Origin of the sequence: Acidiphilium sp. PM (assembly GCF_000219295.1) — a bacterium.
Classification (GTDB): domain Bacteria; phylum Pseudomonadota; class Alphaproteobacteria; order Acetobacterales; family Acetobacteraceae; genus Acidiphilium; species Acidiphilium multivorum.
Genome location: NZ_AFPR01000150.1, coordinates 1 through 19,785, shown reverse-complemented (window position 1 = coordinate 19,785; position 19,785 = coordinate 1). Strand labels below are relative to the sequence as shown.

Sequence of the window (19,785 nt, the reverse complement as noted above, 5' to 3'; positions counted from 1 at the left end):
CTCACTGCTGACAGCGTGCCGCATCTGCCGCGGCACGTCAGGTTTCGCTTCGATGCAGCACGCAACTGCCACGTCCTGCTCGCCCCCGAGATGGTCATCATGCCGGATGCGATTGCGGTAGCGATTCTCGATGCGGTTGATGGCATAGCCAGCGTCGGCGCGATCGCCGATACGCTTGCCGCGCGCTATGAGGCGCCGCGCGAGGCGGTGCTGGCGGATTGCATCGAGATGCTTAACGATCTCGCGAGGAAAGGGATGATCGCGTCATGAACGATCTCGCACCCGCCACGGTGAATGCAACACGGCATGCACCCGCGCCGCCGCTCGCGATGCTGATGGAACTCACGCATCGTTGTCCGCTCAAATGCCCGTATTGCTCGAACCCGCTCGCCATGGACCGCGCGCGCGACGAGATGAGCACCGAAACATGGAAGCGCGTGATTAGCGAGGCGGCGGCGCTTGGCGCGCTGCAAGGGCATTTCTCGGGTGGCGAACCCATGGTGCGGGACGATCTGGTGGAGCTGGTCCGCCATGCGCATCGCGAGGGACTTTATACCAATCTGATCACCTCGGCGGTGCTGCTCGACAAGCGCCGGATGGATGAACTGGCCGAGGCCGGACTGGATCATGTGCAAATCAGCTTCCAGGGATCCGAGACTGCGTTAGCTGACCATATCGCAGGGTTGAGACATGCACATGTGAAGAAGCTCGCCGCGGCGCGGCTGGTGCGGGGCGCAGGCCTGGCCCTGACGGTGAACGCCGTGATGCACCGGCGCAACCTGCACCAGTTGCCGGCGATGCTCGACCTTGCGGTCGAGGCCGGGGCGCAGCGGATAGAGGTCGCGCATGTACAGTACTACGGCTGGGCGTTGAAGAACCGCGCGGCCCTGATTCCGACCCGTGCGCAGCTCGACGAGGCGACGCGCATCGTCGAGGTCGCGCGTCAGAAGCTCGAAGGCGTGCTGAACATCGACTATGTCGTGCCCGACTATTACGCATCTCGCCCCAAGGCCTGCATGGGCGGCTGGGCGCGGCGGTTCTTCAATGTGACGCCGTCGGGAAAGGTGCTGCCGTGTCATTCTGCGGAAACCATCGGTCATCTGCATTTCGACACGGTTCAGGAGAAGTCGCTTGCCGAGATCTGGGCGCATTCCGAGGCGTTCAACGTCTATCGCGGCACGGAGTGGATGCCCGAGCCATGCAAGGGCTGCGATCGCGCGGAGATCGACTGGGGTGGATGCCGCTGCCAAGCGCTGGCCCTGACGGGTGATGCCGCGGCAACGGACCCTGCCTGCGGCCTCTCGCCGCATCACGCGATGATGAAGGAACTCGCTGTAGCGGAAAGCGCAGCGGGTGCCGAGGATTTCGCCTACCGGATGATTTCGTAGAGCGCCACGGCCGCGGCTGCTGACACATTAAGGCTTTCCATTCCGCCCGGCATCGGCAGCGAGACAAGTTCGTCGCAGGTTTCGCGGGTCAGGCGGCGCAGCCCTTCGCCCTCGGCCCCGAGCACCAGGGCGGCACGACGGTTGCCGATCGCGTCGCGCGACAGATGCGACAATCCTGCCGCATCGAGCCCCATGACCCACAGACCCGCCGCCTTTAGCGCGATCAGCGCCCGAGCGATGTTCACTGTGCGTAGCAGCGGTATCCGTTCCAGCGCGCCGGAAGCTGCCTTGGCGAGTGCACCGCCCTCCTCTGGGGCATTGCGTTCCTGCGCAATGACCATTGCCGCGCCGAAGGCCTGGGCTGAGCGCAGGATCGCCCCGACATTGCGCGGGTCGGTGATCTGATCGAGCACGAGAACCGGGCCCGGACGTTTGAGTGCGTCGTTCAGCGATGGCGGCACCAGGGGATCGGCCTGCAGGGCAACGCCCTGATGCACGATACCGCGGCCAAGCATCTGGTCGAGTCGATCGCGCTCGATCCGCTCGGGTTGAATCGGCCATGGATGCGGTAGGCGCCCGGCGAGTGCGGCTTCGCCTTCCTCGGTAACAACGAGGCGGCGCAGCCTGCGGGCGGGATTCGCAAGCGCCGCCTCGACGGAATGCAATCCATAGAGCCAAAGCCCACCGGCGGATGATGCGGGTCGCCGGTCACGCGGCGCATCGCCTTGTGACCGCCTGTGAGGATGCGGGCCGCGAGGAAGTTTGTGGCGGCCGCCGTTGCCAGCCTTTCCGTGAGAGTCGCGCTTGTCCATGGCGGCTCTCTAGCCTGCGACCACCGATGTTGACAACGCCGGCGCGATCGAAGATTACGGGCGGCGGAGAGGTGCCCGAGTGGCTAAAGGGGGCGGACTGTAAATCCGCTGGCGCACGCCTACGTTGGTTCGAATCCAACCCTCTCCACCATCTCCCGATGAACTGAACCGGATGGATGCCTTGCAGCTTGCATGGCAAATCGTTCAGTCGTCAATTGTATGCGCGGAAACCCATATATTTCTGGGGTAAAATATCAATCATTATGAAATATAATCGTCAAAAATATTTCATAATGATTGTATTCGATGCGTAATAAAAAATAATTCTGAAAAATTATTCAACAAATTGAATAATCGGAGTTACTCTACGACGCTATAACGCGTTCGCCTTTCGAGGGGAGCTGCGGATGTCTGAGATTCTTGATCCTCGATACTACAGGCTCGTTGCGCCGGTTAACGTATGGGTATGCATAGGCCGGGCACGAGCGGAGCGCTCCGGCGGGCGTGCGGGGGCCATGCATCCAATCTACCTGGCTGCGGGCCTGTTGCCCGGCGATGAACTCGTTGAATACTGGCGTGAGGCCTTCGTGGTCTTCGCGGAGGGGATGGAGCGCTGGCCCGTTCAGTTTGAAACCCCTTTCGATCGCGATGAGGGCATCCGCAATCAACCGACTGTTGGAAAATCGGTTCCGGAGGGAATCCGGCAGTTTTGTCTGCGACCGTTGCCAGGGGGCCCGCGTCACCGGGCACAGGAGCAGGCCCCCGCCGATCAGAACCGGCACCCGGTGCAGGCAAGTCGCGTGGTGCGGCTAGATCCCGACGTGGAAGGTAATCAAGCCCGCATGTTTCGAAGCCCGGTAATGGCGACCCAGTATCTTGCCGGTACGCTGCTGGGCCTCCGTCTGACCCGGCAGTTTCGGCCAGACGTTGCCCACCATGCTCCCAAACGGTGGCTTGCCGCATCATGACCGGCACTGTTCCGGCTCACGACCACAGTCGTTGAGACATGACGGCGTCAACTACGGGTAATGATCCGGGCGATGGTCAATGCGTCGCCGAACTGGTCTCCGTGGTGGCGAGCATATCGTGGATCCAGCTAATCGCGGCAGCCACATCGATGCGGCTGCCGGGGTGTGCGGCAGGGCCGGCGATGGTCATGGAAAGGCTTGGCACGGTCTTGGCCTGAGAGACGGCAGGGCGGGCAGCCAGAGTCAGGTTCAGGTGGTCCTGCGCGAGATTGAGGTCGCCAGCCGCGGCCAGCTCGCCGGCCGGGCCACTGAGGGCGGCATGGTCGAGCCGCACTGTGCGCTGGCCAATCGTCGCCGTCAGATCAAGCAGATTGAAGGTGGTCGTTCCCTTGCCAAGCAAACCGCGAAGAGCGTGGGCCGTCGCGATCGGACCAACCGGATGCGGCGCCTGGATGGCTGCGCCGAGTGTCTGTCCGACGCCGGCAAGATCAAGCCCTGAGATCGTGATGCCGTGACTCGACGCGGTGAGACTGCCTGCGAGCGAGCGCTGCCATGCCCGCCCGGAATCGCCCTGGGCCATGAGATTGGCACCGAGATCGACCGTGCCTCCGGAGAGCGGAAGCGCAAGGCCGTGGGTGGCAGCGATTGACGCAACGGCTGAGGCCCGTGCCCCGGTCAGGCTGGCCTGCAGGCTGAGCGTGGCCGGCGTGCTTCCCGCCGCGCCGGTGAGGATCGCGCGGCCCGAAAGCCTGCCGCCAACGACTTCCGCGCGGTTTAGCGTGACCGCGATGCGTGGCGCCAGCTTTCCCTGGTCGAGGGCAAGGCTGAACGACGCGTGCCGTGCCACCGTTTCGCCGAACCGTTCGACCCGTGCCGCGCTGAGGATGGGGAAATTGACGCGTAACCCGCTGCCAAGGGCGGCTCTGGCAGCTCCCTCCAATGCCGGCGGGGCGGGAACCGCCAGCGTATCGGCGGCAATTCTCCCGGAGATCTGTGGAGGACCGTCGGCCAGATCGGCGTTGATCCTGCCTGAAATCGTCAGCGCGCCGAGCGAGGCAACGAAATCGGAGAGGCCCATGTGGCCACCCACGAAGAAACCGGCCGCGCGTAGACTGGCCGACCCAGGGCCGGGCCAGCCGAGTCCGGCATGTTCGCCGAGCAGGTTGGCGCCGCCGAGGCTGCGTATCAACGCCACAGCATTCGGTGCCCGAAGCGTGATCGGACCTACTGCGGAACGATTCGTGAGGTCGATCACCGGCGCGGCAGCGGCGTGAAGTGAGCCGAGACGGAGAGCCCACGTCGTCGCCAGCGCCTTCTCGGCGCCATCGGCAGCGATCGCAAGCGAAAAAGGTTGACGGAGCGCCTGGTGCGTTGCCCAGCGGTCCGGCAGACCGAGAATGCGTGCGAGTGCCGTCATTGTGTTCTGTGCGTCCGGCCCGGCCAGAAACAATCGGGCGCCGATCACATCGCCGTTGGCTTTGCGCAGTCCACGACCGAGGAGCAGCCCCCGGCCGAGATGCGCGCTGGCGAGGCGGATATGAACGCCTCCTCCGATAGCAGCATCGTGCAGGCTGGCGTCGACAAGCAGGTCGGTGGCTTCGATTTCAGGCTTTGCGCCTTTTGTGGCGGCAGGAACCGCGAGTTGACGCGCAGTGATCTGCACCGAACCATCATAGCGTGGCTTTGCGCTCGAAAGGGCAACGGCCAGATGATCGAGCAGCAGGTGATCGAGTGTCAGACGGGTCAGATCAAGACGGGCGACGATATGGGCCCGATCGCCCGCGGGGGTAACACGCGCGGCGCCAGTAAAGGCGGGGATCACGGCGGTCGCGGCTTCCTTGCCCTGCAGATCATCGAGGCTGATCGTGCCGTCTGGTCCCAGGGTCATCCGTCCGTCAACATCGAGCGGACCGGCCTTGGCCGGCCATGACGGCAGGAACGGCAGCCGCGGCCGAAGTGCCGCCACTGTCGCCGCGGGATCGGGGGCGCGAAGGCTGAAATGTCCCGCGGCTGCCGGGCCGAGGGCGCCGGCAAAGCCGAGTTCGGCGTTACCGGGTAGTGTGGCTGTCAACGACTGGGCGCGCAGCGACCGGTCGTCTGCGAGGATCAAAGCGTTGGCTTTGGCGATCGGCACGCCGGCAACGGTGCCCGAAACGTCGAGGTTGGCGGCTACCGGCACGACGGAGCGTATCCGGGCGAGCAGGGCGGCGGCGATTCCGAGGTCGAGCCCATCGCCTTTCGCGGTGATTCGCAGTAGTGGCGCCGGGACGAGGGCCAATGCGCCCTGACCTTCCACCTGAGCCGAGCCGAATTGCGCGGAGACGTTCTCGAACGCGGCCAGGTGCCCGGTTGCCGCAAGCTGGCCGGTGACGTGCAGCGGAGCCGATGATTTCTGCAGTTCGGGCAGAAGCTCCGAAACGGCCTTCTTGTCCGCCGCTATATCGATAACGCCTTCGAGACGGCTATCGTGGCCGAGCGCGCCGTGGAAGGAGAGAGTGGTGAGGGCATCCTTGCCAAGTTTGAGTTCCGCCGTCATCGGGGCGGGGCCATCACTACCGGTATCATCGACCCTGAGCGCGATCGCGGCCGGGGTTTTGCCGAGCATCGTGGTGCCGCTAGCGGAAATCACGGCCTGCGGGCCGCCGGTGAAGATCGAAAGGTTGGCGTGGTCGAGGCGCAGCGGGCCTATCCTGAAGGTGCCGTCATGCAGCGTCGCGTGCAGAGACCCGAGCCACGGCGGCGGTGCGAGGGCCTCCGCGCCGCCGGGCAGGGGCCAGGGCAGGGTAATGTATGGGTGTTGCAGGGCGAGGCGGGTTGCGCGAAGCCGGCCAAGCAGGAGGGGGCCCGGAGCGAGATCGAGTTTCAGGACGGCTGTCGTTACCTGCGCGCCATGCGGTCCGCCAATGATGACATTCTCGGCGACCAGTTGGGGATCCGGCAGCAGAGATAGCGTGATCGGCCCCTCGATATAAACCGGCCGGCCGACAACTCCGCTCGCCAGTCGCTCGATCGCGCCTCGATGATAATCGCCGGAGATCAGCCTGGGCCCGTAAAGCACGGCAGCGCCGATCAGCATGGCAAGACCCAGCAAACCGGCAATGAGAGTGGTACGCCTGCGCGAAGCCCTCTGCCTAGTCCGCTGCTGCTCGCCGTCGCCGGTCATGAAGCCGCTGGTATCAGACCGCGGCGATCCGCGCCACGCCTGCCGCGGTCATCGCCTGCCACGCTGCCGCCAGCGATCCATCCAGATCGATGCCCCGGCAGGCCGGCTCGATCACACGTGCTTCCAAACCGAAGCGCCTCGCATCTTGTGCCGACCAGGCGACACAATAGTCAGTCGCGAGGCCGCAGAGATCGACCCGCTCGATGCCGCGGGCGGCGAGCCAGCCGTCGAGACCCGTGCGGGTTGTCCGATCGGCTTCCAGGAAGGCGGAGTAGGAATCGATCAGGCGATTCAATCCCTTGCGCTGGATCACTGCGGCATGGGGAATATGGAGGTCGCGGTGCAGCGCTGCGCCGGGGCTGTCCATCACGCAGTGATCCGGCCAGAGCACCTGCGTTCCGTAGACGAGGGGTATGGTTTCGAACGGAGACCGTCCCGGATGCTGGCTGGCGAAGGAGACATGGTCGGCCGGGTGCCAGTCCTGCGTGATGATGACCGTCTGGTAGTGCCGCGCAAGAGCGTTGATCACCGGCACCACCACGTCGCCATCCGGTACGGCAAGGGCACCTCCGGCGCAAAAATCTGTCTGGACATCGATGACGAGAAGCGCGGTGCGGCTGTCCATATCGTGAAGATAGTCCGCATCGGACCGGCGAGATAGGGGGGCGGACGGTTGCCGAAGATGTCCGTTATCGGTAATAATCACAGTTGTTGCCTGCGACGCGGGCGGCGGCGCAGGAGAGGCAGCGACAAGATGGCACATTTCGGGCGAGTAGCGGGAAAGACCGCGCTGGTGAGCGCCGCGGGGCAGGGTATCGGCCGCGCGATTGCCGAGGCGCTGATACGCGAAGGGGCACAGGTGATCGCGACCGATCGTGATCCGAAGCTACTCGACGGGCTGACTGGTGCCGAGACCGTGCAGCTGGACGTGCTGGAGGATACCTCAATCAGAGCGCTTGCGTCCTCGCTGGGCAAGATTCACATTCTGGTGAATGCCGCAGGTTTTGTCGCGCACGGCTCCGTGCTGGAGTGTTCCGAGCGCGATTGGGCCTTTTCCTTCGATCTAAACGTTACCGCCATGTTCCACATGATCCGTGCCTTTCTGCCGGGGATGCTGGAGGGCGGCGGAGGATCGATCATCAACGTCGCTTCGGCCGCCGGGTCCATCAAGGGTGTACCAAACCGTTTTGCCTATGGCGCGTCGAAGGCCGCCGTTGTCGGGCTGACCAAATCGGTCGCGGCGGATTACGTGACGCAGGGCGTGCGCTGCAATGCCATCTGCCCCGGTACGGTGGAGAGCCCGTCACTGCGCGGACGTATCGCGGCCCTTGCCGCGGCTCGCAAAGTCGATGAAGCCGTCATCGAGGCCGAATTCATCGCCCGCCAGCCCATGGGGCGGCTCGGCATGCCGGAGGAGATCGCTTCTCTCGCGCTTTATCTCGCATCCGACGAGTCCCGATTTACCACAGGCGTCGCCCATGTGATCGACGGCGGCTGGTCGAACTGAAGGAACCCGCCATGAGCAGTACCCCGAAACGTCTCCGCTCCACCCAATGGTTCGATAACCCGGATAATCCCGGCATGACGGCGCTCTATCTCGAGCGCTACCTCAATTACGGGCTGACGCGCGAGGAACTGCAATCCGGCAAGCCGATCATCGGCATCGCGCAGACCGGCAGTGACCTGTCGCCCTGCAACCGGCATCATCTCGAACTCGCCAAGCGCGTGTCGGATGGAATCCGTGCCGCGGGCGGCGTGCCGATCGAGTTTCCGGTGCACCCGATCCAGGAAACCGGCAAGCGGCCGACTGCGGCGCTCGACCGCAATCTTGCCTATCTCGGACTGGTCGAGGTGCTCTACGGCTACCCGCTGGACGGCGTGGTGCTCACCACCGGCTGCGACAAGACCACGCCGGCGATGCTGATGGGGGCGGCAACGGTGGATCTGCCGTCCATCGTGCTGTCTGGCGGGCCGATGCTGGATGGGCATTTCGAGGGCGAACTGGTGGGCTCCGGCACCGTCGTGTGGGAAGCGCGGCGGCGGCTCGCTGCTGGCCAGCTCGACTACGACAAGTTCATCGACATGGTGGCCGGCTCGGCGCCAAGCGTTGGCCATTGCAACACGATGGGCACGGCATCCTCGATGAACGCGATGGCCGAGGCCCTTGGCATGTCGCTGCCCGGCTGCGCCGCCATCCCGGGGCCCTACCGCGAACGCGCGCAGATCGCCTACGAGACCGGCAAGCGGATTGTCGCGATGGTCCACGAGGATTTGCGGCCGTCGAAGATCCTGACGCGCAAGGCGTTCGAAAACGCGATCGTCTGCGCCTCGGCGATCGGTGCCTCGACAAACTGCCCGCCGCACGTCATCGCCATCGCACGGCATATCGGCGTCGAACTCGACATCAAGGACTGGGACCGGATCGGCTACGAGATTCCGCTTCTGGTCAACATGATGCCGGCGGGCAAGTATCTTGGCGAGTCCTACTACCGTGCGGGCGGGCTGCCGGCGGTGATCGGCGAGCTGATTCGCCAGGGCAAATTCCACGCCGACGCACTGACCGTGAGCGGCCGCAGCATGGGCGAGGAGAACGCCGGGAAGCGCAGCATTGATGCCGACGTGATCCGCAGCTTCGACGATGCGCTGGCCGAACATGCCGGCTTCGCCGTGCTGAGCGGCAACCTGTTTTCCAGCGCGATCATGAAGACCTCAGTGATTTCAGAGGAATTCCGTGACCGCTACATGCGCCGGCCCGGTGATGAGGACGCTTTCGAGGGACGCGCGATCGTCTTCGAGGGGCCGGAGGATTATCACCACCGGATCAACGATCCCACGCTGAACATCGATGAAAACTGCATCCTGGTGATCCGCAATTGCGGACCCATCGGCTATCCGGGTTCGGCCGAAGTGGTGAACATGCTGCCGCCGGACGCACTGGTGCGTCAGGGCGTGAACCAGTTGCCCTGCATTGGTGATGGCCGGCAGTCCGGCACTTCGGGAAGCCCCTCGATCCTGAATGCCTCGCCGGAATCGGCGGTGGGCGGCGGCCTTGCACTGCTCAAGACCGGCGATGTTATCCGCGTCGATCTCAAGGATCGCAGCGCCAACATCCTGATCGACGAGGCCGAGCTTACGGCGCGGCGGGCGGCGTTGACCTTGCCGGACCTGGTCAACCAGACGCCCTGGCAGGAAATCCATCGCCGTTTCACCGGCCAGCTTGAAACCGGTGCTGTGCTGGAGAATGCCCCGCAATATCAGCGAGTCGCCGAGCGTTTTGGTGTGCCGCGCGACAACCACTGATCTTGACCTTGCCGCCGCCCGGAGCTGGTTCCGGGCGGCGGCAAGCCGATTTGCCTAACGCCAGAGGCGGCGGCCGGTGCCATCCGGCCCGCGGAGTGCGTCGCGCGCCGCCTCGATCGCGCCGGGGTTGCCGACGAGCGAGGGCTTCACCACCTCGAAATAGGGCGAGACATCGAAGTCGCGTGGCACGAAGAGTTGATGATCGCGCACGCGGAGAATTTCGGCGACGCAGATATCGCAATCATGTGCGTGCGAGTCGTTTGGGCCGATCATCGGCAGGATCGGATAAAGTACCGACTGGAAGGCCTGTGCGACGAGTGTCGAGCAGATCGCGCGCGTGGGGTCACCGGCGCCGAAGGCGATGAGGCGGCGGCGCAGATGCACCGGCACCGGCGGGGTCGGGATCATGTAGCGTAGAAGATCCAATACGTTCCGCAGATCGTAGCGGGCGCCGCGGCGGGATAGTGCGAAATCGATCACGCGCTGTCGTTCGCTTTCCGACAGGCCGACCGCGCGGCAGATGCGCAGATGATAATCTCTGAATGCTTCGAGCCCCACCATCCGCACGCCCTCGACCACATCGGCTTCGATGAAGCACGGTTCGGGAGGCGTATCCGGCAGGCGCCGCCGCAGGCCGACATAAAGCGCGACGTGCGACCAGGTGGACTGGGTCAGATACTTGATGGCGATGCTGAACCGGCTGTGACCCTCTACCAGCACCACGTCGGCGGGTTGGAGACAGGCAACAAGCTGGCCGATATCCGTTGCCGGGGCGATGGCGTGGCCGTGCGTGGGAGCGGACAGAAAGCGTGCAAGCCGGGTACCGATCCAGCCGGCAACGCGGTTCATCAGTGGCGCTGACCTTGCGCGCCGTATCGCGCCATGTGCGCTCCTCCCGGTGTCGTATTCCGACGGATTATCCAGAGCAAATCATAAGCCGCAGCGAAGGCTTGAATCAAAGGAAAGAATGACCGGCAGCGTTCAACTTCCGGGGTTTGCCAGTTCTTCGAGAATGGGGCAGTCCGGCCTGTCACTGCCATGGCAGCTTTCAACGAGGCGCCTCAGCTCCGCGCTCATGGAATGTAGCGCCGCTGCTTTCGCCTCGAGTTCGGCGATATGGGCAACGGCGATGGCCTTCACGTCGCGAGAGGGGCGGTTACGGTCGCGCCAGAGTGAAAGCAATGCCCGGATATCGACGATGGCAAAGCCGAGGTCACGGGCGCGGTGAATGAAGCGCAGCTCGTGCACCAACCGCTCATCGTAAAAACGGTAATTGTTGGCTTCGCCGCGCAGCGGCGGCGTGATCAGGCCGATCCGTTCGTAATGGCGGATCATCTTGGCCGAAACGCCGCTCCGCGCCGCGGCCTCGCCGATCGTGATCTCCGTCCGGGTCATGCTGCCGCCTCACGCTACATGAGGTCAGCCATGGCTGACCTCATCCTCCGTACGATGCTTCTGACCTACCACCATATAAACCGCGGGCAGCACGAACAACGTGAAAAGTGTGCCTATCGAAAGGCCTGCGGCGATCACCATGCCCATGTTGAACCGGGCGGCCGCGCCGGCGCCGCTGGCGATGATCAGCGGCAGTACCCCCAGCACCATGGCTGCAGTGGTCATCAGGATAGGTCGCAGCCGGATGCCGACCGCGTGCTCGATCGCCTCGCGCTTGGTCATGCCGGCGAGTTGCGCTTCGTTCGCGACCTCGACGATCAGGATGCCGTGCTTGCTGATCAGTCCCATCAGCGTGACCAGACCCACCTCGGTATAGATGTTCAGGCTGAGTCCGAAGCCGAGATAGATAAAGATCAACGCGCCGACGATGGCCATCGGCACCGAAACCAGAATGATGAGCGGATCGCGGAACGAATTGAACAGTGCCGCGAGCGCAAGGAAAATCACGATCACCGCGAAGCCGAATGTCGCGAGGAAGCCGCCCTGTTGCTGGATGAACTGACGCATCGGGCCGCCGTAATCCACCTCGTACCCGCTCGGAAGATCCTTCGCCGCGATCTGCTGCAATACCTTCACCGCCTCGCCGGTGGAGACGCCCGGCGCTGCGACACCCTGGATCGTTGCGGCGTTCAACTGCTGAAAGTGGTTGACGGATTCCGGGATGACCTCATTGCGGATGGTTGCGATCGCGCCAAGCGGGATCGGGACGCCGTTGATGTTGGCGACCGGATAGTCGAGCAACTGTGACACGTTCAGCCGGCTTGCCTGGGTGACCTGCGGGATCACCTTGTAAGAGCGGTTGTCGAGGCTGAAATAATTCACGTAAAGCCCGCCAAGCGCCTGTGCCATCGCGGCGCCAACCTGACTCATGTCGAGCCCGAGAGTGGCCGCCTTGGCACGGTTGATCACGACGGTGGCCTGCGGCTGATCGATCTTCAGGTCGCTTTGCAGGAAGATGAACTTGCCGGTCTTCAGCGCTCCGGCCAGCACTTTCTGCGCCACGCCGTTGAGGGCGCTGAACGGATCGGTCGTCTTGATCACGAACTGCACCGGCAGACCCTGCGAGCCAGGAAGCGGTGGGGGCTGGAATGCGACAATCTGTTGGCCGGCGACACCCTCTGCCGCCTGCTTCTGGATTTCGTTCTGCAATGCAGTTGCCGACTTTGTCCGTTCCGTCCAGGGTTTGAGGACCATGCCGGCGATCGCGAAGGTCGGCGTTTCGAACTGGAAGGTATGGCCGACCGACTTGTGCGACATCATCAGCCGGTTCAACTCCCGGTCCCAGAGCAGCTTCTGCTGGAGGGTGGCGTTCGGCGCCGAGGTCGAGGAGAGGATCACCACGCCCTGGTCTTCCTGCGGCGCGAGTTCGCTCTTCGCCCCGGCGGCGAGGAAATAGATGCTGCCGAGCACGATGGCGCCGAAGACGAGCGTGACCGGCAGGGTGCGCAGACTGCTGCGAAGCATCCGCATGTAGCGCCGATGCACCGTGTTGAAGAGTTTGTCGATGAAGTGAACGAGGCGGGCTTCCCAGTCGGTGCCGTCGCGCGGAATGTGATGCAGCAGGCGGGAGGAGAGCATCGGCGAGAGGGTGAGCGCGATGATCGCCGACACCGTCACCGCCGAGACCAGGGTAAAGGCGAACTCGGTGAACAGGGCGCCGGTCAGGCCGGACTGGAAGCCGATCGGCACATAGACCGCGGCGAGAACGACGGTCATCGCAATGATCGGGTTGGCGAGTTCGGCGGCGGCGTTGATCGCGGCGTGCAGTTTCGTTTCGCCGTTGTCGAGATGGCGGTTGACGTTCTCGACAACGATGATCGCATCGTCCACCACCAGGCCGATTGCCAGCACGAGGGCCAGCAGCGTCAGCAGATTGATCGAGAAGCCGAGCATCAGCATTGCCGCGAATGTGCCGATCAGCGAAAGCGGAATCGCGATCACGGGGATAAACACCGATCGCGGCGTGCCAAGGAAGGCGAAAACCACGAGCACGACAATCAGCAGAGCCTCGATCAGTGCCGCGACCACCTCATGGATCGAGGCGTTCACGAAGGCCGCCGAGTTGTAGACAATCGCGCCGTCGAGCCCTGCCGGCAACTGCTTCTGGATTTCCGGGAAGCGCTTCTCGACGCCGCTGATTACCGAGAGCAGGTTGGCGGCGGGTGCGACCTGGATGCCGATATAGACACCCGGCTTGCCGTCGAAGGCGACTTCGGCATCATAGCTGTCGGAGCCGAGCTTCACCCGCGCCACATCGCCGAGCCGCACGATTGCGCCACCCGACTGCTTGACGATCAGACGGCGGAACGCGGCGGCGCTGTGCAGCGAGGTCGATGCCGTCAGCGTATCCTGGGTCATCGTGCCCTTGGTGTTGCCAAGCGCGCTGATAAAATCGTTGCCGGCAAGCGCGTCGTAGACATTGGTCGCGGTCAGGCCATAGGCCGCGAGCTTCGCGGGCTCCAGCCAGATCCGCATCGCAAAGTTCTGCGCGCCAAGAATCTCCGCCGTCTGCACTCCCGGCACCGACTGCAACTGCGGTTGCACGACTCGGGTGAGATAGTCCGTGATCTGGTTCGGTGACAGGACGTTGCTCTTGAAGCCGATATACATGGCATCGAGCTGCTGGCCGACCTGCAGCTTGAGCTGGGGTTGCTGTGTGCCCGACGGCAACTGGTTCAAAACCGACTGGATCTGAGCCTGGATCTCGGTCAGCGCCTTGTCCGGATTGTAGTTGAGGATGAGGAAGACCTTGATCGTGCTGGTCGAGGTCTGGCTCTGCGAGGTCATGTAGTCGATGCCGTTGACCTGTGCGATCGCATGTTCGATCGGCGTCGTCACGAAGCCGGCAATGGTGTTCGGGTCGGCGCCCGGATAGGTGGTGGTGATCGTGATCGTCGCGTTCTCTGTCTTCGGATATTCGAGGACAGGAAGCCCGGCGAGCGCGCGCAGACCGAGCACGAGGATCGCGGCGCTGACCACGATCGACAGCACAGGCCGCCGGATGAATAGGGTCGTGAGATTTTTCATGGCGTGCGCTTATTCGTTCGGCACGGAGGGATTGGGCAGGTTCTGCGGCAGGATCTTGTTGTTGATCGCGACAGGTGTGCCGTTTTTCAGCTTCATCTGGCCCGCGACCACGACCTCGTCGCCCGATTTGAGGCCCTTGAGCACGGCGACCTGATCGCCGCGCGTCTGTCCCAGGGTCACGAAAACCTGTTCGGCAGACTTGTGCGTCTTGCTCCGCTTGTCGGGCTTCACGAGAAATACAGTATCGCCGTAAGGATTGTAGGCAATTGCCGTCTTCGGCAAAGTGATTTCGTTTTGCGGCGCGCCGACATCAATGCTGACCCGCGCGAACATACCGGGTCGGAGTTCCTCATGCGGATTGGTCAGCACCGCACGGATTTGGATCATGCGCGTTGCTGTCCCGACGGCGGAATCGAGTGCCGTGATCTTTCCTTTGAACTCGATGCCGGGGAATCCGTCCACGGAAATGTCGGCCTTCATGCCCGGCCGAATCGTCCGCAATGCGGTCTGCGGCAGGTAGAAATCGACGGCGATCGGGTTGAGCTGCTCAAGCGTGGCGATGGTTGTGCCAGCGGCGAGGAACTCACCGATATCGACGGCGCGAATGCCGATTCTGCCGGAGAATGGCGCGAAAATCCTTTTCTCCTGCATCAGCGCCTTCTGGCTGCGCACCTGCGCTTCGGCGCTGGCGAGATTGGCCCGGTCAGTATCGACAGTCTGCGCGCTCACCGCCCGTACCTGATACTGGGCGAGATCACGCCGATAGGTGATCGCGTCGAGTTTTGCCGTCGCTTCCAGCTGTGCGAGCACGGCATCGTCGTTGTTCGGACGAAGGGTGAGCAGGAGCTGGCCTTTGTTCACGTCCTGGCCCGATCTGAAGTCGATCGTGTTGACGATGCCAGCGACCTGCGCCGAGAGAGCGGCTCCCTGAAGCGCCACGAGGCTGCCGGTGGCCGTCTCGGTATTCTGGAACGGCGTTTCCTTCGCGACCATGGTCGCGACCGTCTGCGGTGGGTTCTTCAGCGTGGCGATAAATTTCGCGATCATCACGTCGCGGAACGCGCCGAAGCCGAAGATCGCGCCGAGCACGAGGGCCGCAAGCACGAGCATCACGATCATGCGTAGCAGGATCGAAGGTTTCTTCGTCTTGTGCTCGGGTGTTTCGCTGGCGGTTCCGGGGGCGGGCGCCGTCATGGCAATACTCCACAGCAGGTTTCGACTTGCTTCTTCACGTCATGCCGGTGCCACCAGCCGCCACCGAGAGCCTGGAACAGCGCCGCCGTATCGGCATAGCGCTGGGCAGTGGCCTTGATGCGGGTGATGACGGCCGATTCGTAGGTTTGCTCGGCGGTCAGCACCGAGGTGTAGGGCACGCCGCCGAGGCGGAACTGACGCTCGATGAGATTGAGGCTGCGCTGCGCGTCGTGCTCGGCCGCAGTGTCCGCCGCAAGCGCGATGGCGTCGTAATGCAGGGCTTCCAGTGCGTCCGCCACGTTCTGGAAGGCGAGTACGACCGTGTTCTCATAGGTCTCGGCAGCTGCCTTCATGGTCGCAACAGCGGCGCGGCGCTTGTAGAACAGCGTGCCACCCTCGAAGAAGGGCTGGGTGATGCCGGCGGCAAGATTCCACAACAGGGTCTGCGGAGCGAACAGGGCCTGGCCGTCCAGCGCTTCATGGCCGATGCCGGCGGAAAGGGTGATTTGCGGCAGCATGTTCGCGGTGGCGACGCCGACCTGCGCCGTGTCCTGGTGCAAGACCGCTGCCGCCTCGCGAATGTCTGGGCGCTGGCGTACCAGCGCGGAGGGGAGGCTCACCGGCAGGCTTTCCGGCAGCGCGAGATCGGCCAGGGTGAAATCGGCTGCGTGGAAGCGGCTCGGAGGAACTCCTTCATAGGCTGCGAGTTGGTCCCGTGTCTGCGCAAGCTGCTTGCGCAGAGGCGGTAGTGTTGCTTCTGTCTGGGCCAGCTGGGTGCGTTGGGTGATCGCGTTGGTTTCGGGAATGCCTCCAAGCGCCACCTGACGGTCGAGAATGTCGAGCAGTCCTTTCTCCGCGCGGATGATCCGCTCCGTCGCCTCGATCTGGGCGGTCAGCGAAGCTTCGGTAACCGAGGCGGTGACGATGTTGGCAGTGAGCGAGAGATAGGTAGCCTCAAGTGCGAATCGCTGCTGTTCGGCCTGAGCATGCAGGCTTTCGACTTGCCTCCGTGTGCCGCCAAACACGTCGGGCGCATAGGATACCGCGACGGAGGCGTTGCGCAGCGAATAGGTGAGGCCGGCGCCGGCAGAGCCGAGGCTCGTCGTTCCCAGTCCGCTGCGCACTCGTTCGGCCTGGAAACTTCCAGAGATTGAAGGGAAAAACCCGCCTTCGGCCGCTCGGGCGGTGTCGCGTGCGGCCAGCAGGGTGTATTGGGCCGATTCCAGGCTCGGATTGTTCCCCAAAGCCTTGCGGATCAGCGCATCGAGTGGTTTCGAATGGTAGAGCGTCCACCACTCGCCAGCGATTTTCTGGCCGATCACGAGATGCTGCGGAGTTCCTCCTGCGCCGGAGGTCGAAGCCGTGCTGTTGGGCAGTCGGCTTGTGGTGTAGCCATGCAGCTTCGGGGCCGCGGGCTGGTGATAGTTCGGGCCGACCGCGCAACCCGCGAGCAGCGTGGTGCCGAGCAGAACCGTTGCCAGCCGAACGCGGCGATGAAGCAGGATATCGGAAAAATTCATGATATGCAGTACCTGGCGTGCCTGAACTGAATGCGGACAGAACCGCCAGCCTGCACGCGGGAGCCTCCTCAGTGGACAAGTGGAAACTACAGAGTTTTCTGCCGATGCGTCAAGATATCGAAAAGAGGCCGATTTAATATTGAAATTCATGAATGTTCCTGCGATGGGAGAAGAAGGCGAGGAACTGGCTGATGGGTATTGTCACACGAGTTTGCCGCCGGCGCGACGCCGCAGATGCGGCGCGGCAACGGCGCGATGCGCTGATCGAGACGGCGGAACGGGTGTTCCTTCGCAAGGGGTATCATGCCGCGACGATGGACGATATTGCCGCGGAGGCCGGCATGTCGAAGCGAACGCTTTATCAGCTTGTGGACTCCAAGGAAGACCTGTTCACCGCTCTGCTCGAGCGCCGCCGTCGCCCTCTTGATGTTTCCGGCATTGAGACCGAGGGGCGGCCGGTGGACGACGTATTGAACGATATGCTCCGCTTGTGGGCGCACCACGTGTTGAGCCCGTCGATTATCGCACTTGCCCGGCTGATCATGGCGGAATACATGCATGGCCGGACGCTCTCCCGCCTGCTGGATCGGGAGGGGGCAAAGCCGTGCCGTGATGCGCTGCGGGATTATTTTTCCGCCAGTGCCGCCAGCGGATCCCTCGCCATCGACGATCCCGAAGAGGCGGCACACATGCTTTACGGGATGGCGGTCGGTAATATCCACATCGAAATGCTTTTGGGCATCGGAAAGGCCCGTAGCCGTGCCGAAATCGATGCCCGGATTGCCCGTGCTGTCGGCTTGTTCCTCGGTGGGGCTAGGCCAAGCGGGCGGGTGGGATCAGACGTGCCCGCGCAGGTCCGCGAAACGATGGCGCAGAGTTGAATCTGCCGTCGGTAGCGCGCCTGTCTCGGTCGCGCCGTTATGGCTCAGCCAGAGCTCCGATGCATCGAGTAGCGCCTCGTAGAGTTGGGCACAGAGTCGGCGCGCCCCGTCGCCGGCCCACTCTTCCGGTAGGAAAGTAGCCGGCAGACGCGGGTCCCGCAGCACAATCCGCCGGTAGTCATGGATCAGCAGCAGCCGGGCCAGCAGCGCATCGCGCGGATCGAAAGCCGGGGCGTCGGCCGTAAGCCCGCCGAAAATGGCAAGAAATCCCTTGTAGTGATCGCACAAGGCATCCAGTCGCCAGGCTCGCGCCGCCAGTCGGCGCAGTGATTCCGGGCCGCCGGTTGCTCGAAGAACGATGCTCCCAGCTTCGAGCGAGCGTGGCAACGGCCGGTCCGGCGCGAGCAGTATGCCTTGCCATGAGGCAAAGCCGAGTCGGTTGAACCGCTCGCGTGCAGGTTCCCGGCCCGGTCCTGGCTCGGGGAGGGCGATGATCAGGCTCCGAGCTGCTGTGCCACGAGGCCGACCGTAGATATGTCGCGCGGCGCGGATGAACTCACCGCGGCGTGACGGGCCGATCCGGTAGTAACTCGAACGGCCACGGCGGCTCGCCACCAGCCAGCCATCAGCGGCAAGCCTCGAGATAGCGGTACGTATTACACCCGGGCCAATGCCAAGGGACTCGAACAGGTCGAGTATGGTAGCGAGAGCAATGGCGCTGCCGCGTGGTAGCAGAGCATCCCCGAACAGCGTTACGATAAGCGATCCGGTATGGGAGGGTTGCTCATGCAATCGGGCCACAAGAGCGGCGACATGATGGTTCATGGTCGGATAAGACCTTAATCCGCCCAGCTTCGCCAGTGCTGCGTTAACCGAACCGTGACAATGGCCAAGACGACCTGCTCCCCCGATTGTTGCCGACCAAGGATAGAGTCTTGTTCCTTCATGATGGTTGTTTGAGGTGAATGCAACGCGTCTGGGGGCATGCCTCCAAATACGTTGGCCGATGATCTTGGCGGGGGCCTTTCCGCCCAGTTTCGAGTACGGCCTCCGGTATTGTAGCCGTGTTGCCAGACAACGAGGACGAGCCGTGCATGGGATAGCGAGGTGAACAGCGCCTCGCTGAGACATTGGTCCCGCAGGCGTCGGCACTATCCTGAATTTGGTGTGTGGTTTGGATAATGGGCAGAAAGGAAGGCCCATATGGCACGACGGACGGCACCGGCGATCCCGGGCGATTTGCTGGACCAGCTTCTGGCTGGTGGTGACGCGGCGGCAGCGCTGAATTCTGGGGACCTGGTGAACGCGCTGAAGAAAGCCCTGGCGGAGCGGGTCTTGAGCGCGGAGATGGATTACCATCTGAGTGACGAAGCGGAGGCGGAGAACAGCCGCAACGGCTACGGCCGCAAGTCGGTGTTGACCGGCACGGGAAAGATCGAGATCGCGATCCCGCGAGACCGTGCGGGTAGCTTCGATCCGCAACTGATCGCCAAATACCAGCGCCGGTTTCCGGGCTTCGATGACAAGATCATCTCGATGTATGCGCGGGGGATGCGCATCCGGGAGATCGCGGAACATCTGCGCGAGATTTACGGCATGGATGCCTCGGCGGAACTGATCAGCACGATCACGGATGCCGTGCTGGACGAGGTGACGGCCTGGCAGCAGCGGCCGCTGGATCCGGTCTATCCGCTGGTATTCTTCGATGCCATCAGGGAGAAGATCCGCGACGAAGGCGTGGTCCGCAACAAGGCGATCGATATCGCGCTGAGCGTCATGGCCGACGGGACGAAGGTCGTGCTCAGATGTGGATCGAGCAGAACGAGGGCGCCAAATTCTGGCTGCGGGTGATGAACGAGTTGAAGAACCGCGGCGTCGAGGACATCCTGCTGGCTGTGGTCGATGGCCTGAAGGGGGGGCCGGAGGCGATCACTGCCGTCTTTCCCGAGACGATCGTGCAGACCTGCATCGTCCATCTGCTCCGGAACTCCATGGATTTCGTGTCCTACAAGGACCGCAAGGCGGTCGAGACTGCCCTCAAGGATCTACCGGGCCGTCGATGCCAGGGCCGCCGAGG

15 protein-coding genes, 1 tRNA gene and 2 pseudogenes are annotated in these 19,785 nt (G+C 63.4%); 8 read left to right on the top strand and 10 right to left on the bottom strand.

Annotated elements, in window-relative coordinates; genetic code table 11:
• Positions 1-15 precede the first annotated feature (15 nt).
• Together pqqD and pqqE are read left to right on the top strand one after the other, a co-directional pair.
• Positions 16-270: a pyrroloquinoline quinone biosynthesis peptide chaperone PqqD gene (gene pqqD, locus APM_RS07305; protein WP_231844449.1), complete on the top strand. Its 255-nt coding sequence runs from the start codon at positions 16-18 to the stop codon at positions 268-270.
• Positions 267-1,388 (top strand): pyrroloquinoline quinone biosynthesis protein PqqE, encoded by a 1,122-nt coding sequence (pqqE, locus tag APM_RS07300; RefSeq protein WP_007422715.1) that lies wholly within the window; start codon positions 267-269, stop codon positions 1,386-1,388. The genes pqqD and pqqE overlap by 4 nt, the downstream gene beginning before the upstream one ends.
• Here pqqE and rlmB read toward each other — a convergent pair.
• Positions 1,370-2,200, bottom strand: coding sequence for a 23S rRNA (guanosine(2251)-2'-O)-methyltransferase RlmB (gene rlmB, locus APM_RS07295; protein ID WP_007422714.1), 831 nt, complete (start codon positions 2,198-2,200; stop codon positions 1,370-1,372). The two genes, pqqE and rlmB, sit on opposite strands and share 19 nt — an antisense overlap.
• A gap of 65 nt (positions 2,201-2,265) precedes the next feature.
• Here rlmB and APM_RS07290 point away from each other — a divergent pair.
• Together APM_RS07290 and APM_RS21425 are read left to right on the top strand one after the other, a co-directional pair.
• A tRNA-Tyr gene (locus APM_RS07290) sits at positions 2,266-2,351 on the top strand.
• A gap of 364 nt (positions 2,352-2,715) precedes the next feature.
• Positions 2,716-3,168 carry a hypothetical protein gene (locus APM_RS21425; protein WP_138919174.1) on the top strand — a complete coding sequence of 151 codons (453 nt, stop codon included), beginning with the start codon at positions 2,716-2,718 and terminating at the stop codon, positions 3,166-3,168.
• Between the two features lie 76 nt (positions 3,169-3,244).
• Here the strand turns inward: APM_RS21425 and APM_RS07285 are convergent, their stop codons facing one another.
• The gene (locus APM_RS07285) at positions 3,245-6,331 is read right to left on the bottom strand and encodes an AsmA-like C-terminal region-containing protein (protein WP_256379468.1); all 3,087 of its coding nucleotides are present in this window, start codon (positions 6,329-6,331) and stop codon (positions 3,245-3,247) included.
• A 13-nt stretch (positions 6,332-6,344) separates the two neighbouring features.
• A complete protein-coding gene (gene pncA / locus APM_RS07280) occupies positions 6,345-6,956 on the bottom strand; it encodes a bifunctional nicotinamidase/pyrazinamidase (RefSeq protein WP_007422712.1) in 612 nt (203 codons plus the stop codon).
• Between the two features lie 129 nt (positions 6,957-7,085).
• Between pncA and APM_RS07275 the strand changes: the two genes are divergently transcribed.
• Both APM_RS07275 and APM_RS07270 read left to right on the top strand, forming a co-directional pair.
• Entirely contained in the window at positions 7,086-7,838 is a 753-nt protein-coding gene (locus APM_RS07275; protein ID WP_007422711.1) for an SDR family oxidoreductase, read from the top strand.
• A gap of 11 nt (positions 7,839-7,849) precedes the next feature.
• The gene (locus tag APM_RS07270; RefSeq protein ID WP_007422710.1) at positions 7,850-9,631 is read left to right on the top strand and encodes an IlvD/Edd family dehydratase; all 1,782 of its coding nucleotides are present in this window, start codon (positions 7,850-7,852) and stop codon (positions 9,629-9,631) included.
• A gap of 54 nt (positions 9,632-9,685) precedes the next feature.
• Here APM_RS07270 and APM_RS07265 read toward each other — a convergent pair whose 3' ends face one another.
• The 5 genes from APM_RS07265 to APM_RS07245 form a co-directional block, all read right to left on the bottom strand.
• A complete protein-coding gene (locus APM_RS07265; RefSeq protein ID WP_007422709.1) occupies positions 9,686-10,480 on the bottom strand; it encodes a YiiX/YebB-like N1pC/P60 family cysteine hydrolase in 795 nt (264 codons plus the stop codon).
• 132 nt (positions 10,481-10,612) lie between these two features.
• On the bottom strand, positions 10,613-11,026 hold the full coding sequence (gene cueR, locus APM_RS07260; RefSeq protein WP_007422708.1) for a Cu(I)-responsive transcriptional regulator: 414 nt from the start codon (positions 11,024-11,026) through the stop codon (positions 10,613-10,615).
• Positions 11,027-11,050: 24 nt separating this feature from the next.
• Entirely contained in the window at positions 11,051-14,113 is a 3,063-nt protein-coding gene (locus tag APM_RS07255) for an efflux RND transporter permease subunit (protein ID WP_007422707.1), read from the bottom strand.
• Between the two features lie 9 nt (positions 14,114-14,122).
• Positions 14,123-15,307, bottom strand: a complete 1,185-nt coding sequence (locus tag APM_RS07250; RefSeq protein ID WP_007422706.1) for an efflux RND transporter periplasmic adaptor subunit — start codon at positions 15,305-15,307, stop codon at positions 14,123-14,125.
• Positions 15,304-16,977 carry an efflux transporter outer membrane subunit gene (locus APM_RS07245; protein WP_241763122.1) on the bottom strand — a complete coding sequence of 558 codons (1,674 nt, stop codon included), beginning with the start codon at positions 16,975-16,977 and terminating at the stop codon, positions 15,304-15,306. The genes APM_RS07250 and APM_RS07245 overlap by 4 nt, the downstream gene beginning before the upstream one ends.
• Positions 16,978-16,979: 2 nt before the next feature.
• Here APM_RS07245 and APM_RS07240 point away from each other — a divergent pair, with 2 nt between their 5' ends.
• Positions 16,980-17,708 (top strand): TetR/AcrR family transcriptional regulator, encoded by a 729-nt coding sequence (locus APM_RS07240; RefSeq protein WP_007422704.1) that lies wholly within the window; start codon positions 16,980-16,982, stop codon positions 17,706-17,708.
• Here APM_RS07240 and APM_RS20280 read toward each other — a convergent pair.
• Both APM_RS20280 and APM_RS23080 read right to left on the bottom strand, forming a co-directional pair.
• Positions 17,664-18,533, bottom strand: coding sequence for a PaaX family transcriptional regulator C-terminal domain-containing protein (locus APM_RS20280; protein ID WP_011941273.1), 870 nt, complete (start codon positions 18,531-18,533; stop codon positions 17,664-17,666). The two genes, APM_RS07240 and APM_RS20280, sit on opposite strands and share 45 nt — an antisense overlap.
• A gap of 209 nt (positions 18,534-18,742) precedes the next feature.
• Positions 18,743-18,859, bottom strand: a pseudogene (locus APM_RS23080) (integrase core domain-containing protein); the annotation flags it as partial.
• Between the two features lie 52 nt (positions 18,860-18,911).
• On the opposite strand from APM_RS23080, the pseudogene APM_RS07230 reads away from it, so the two are divergent.
• Positions 18,912-19,785: pseudogene (locus APM_RS07230) on the top strand (IS256 family transposase); the annotation flags it as partial.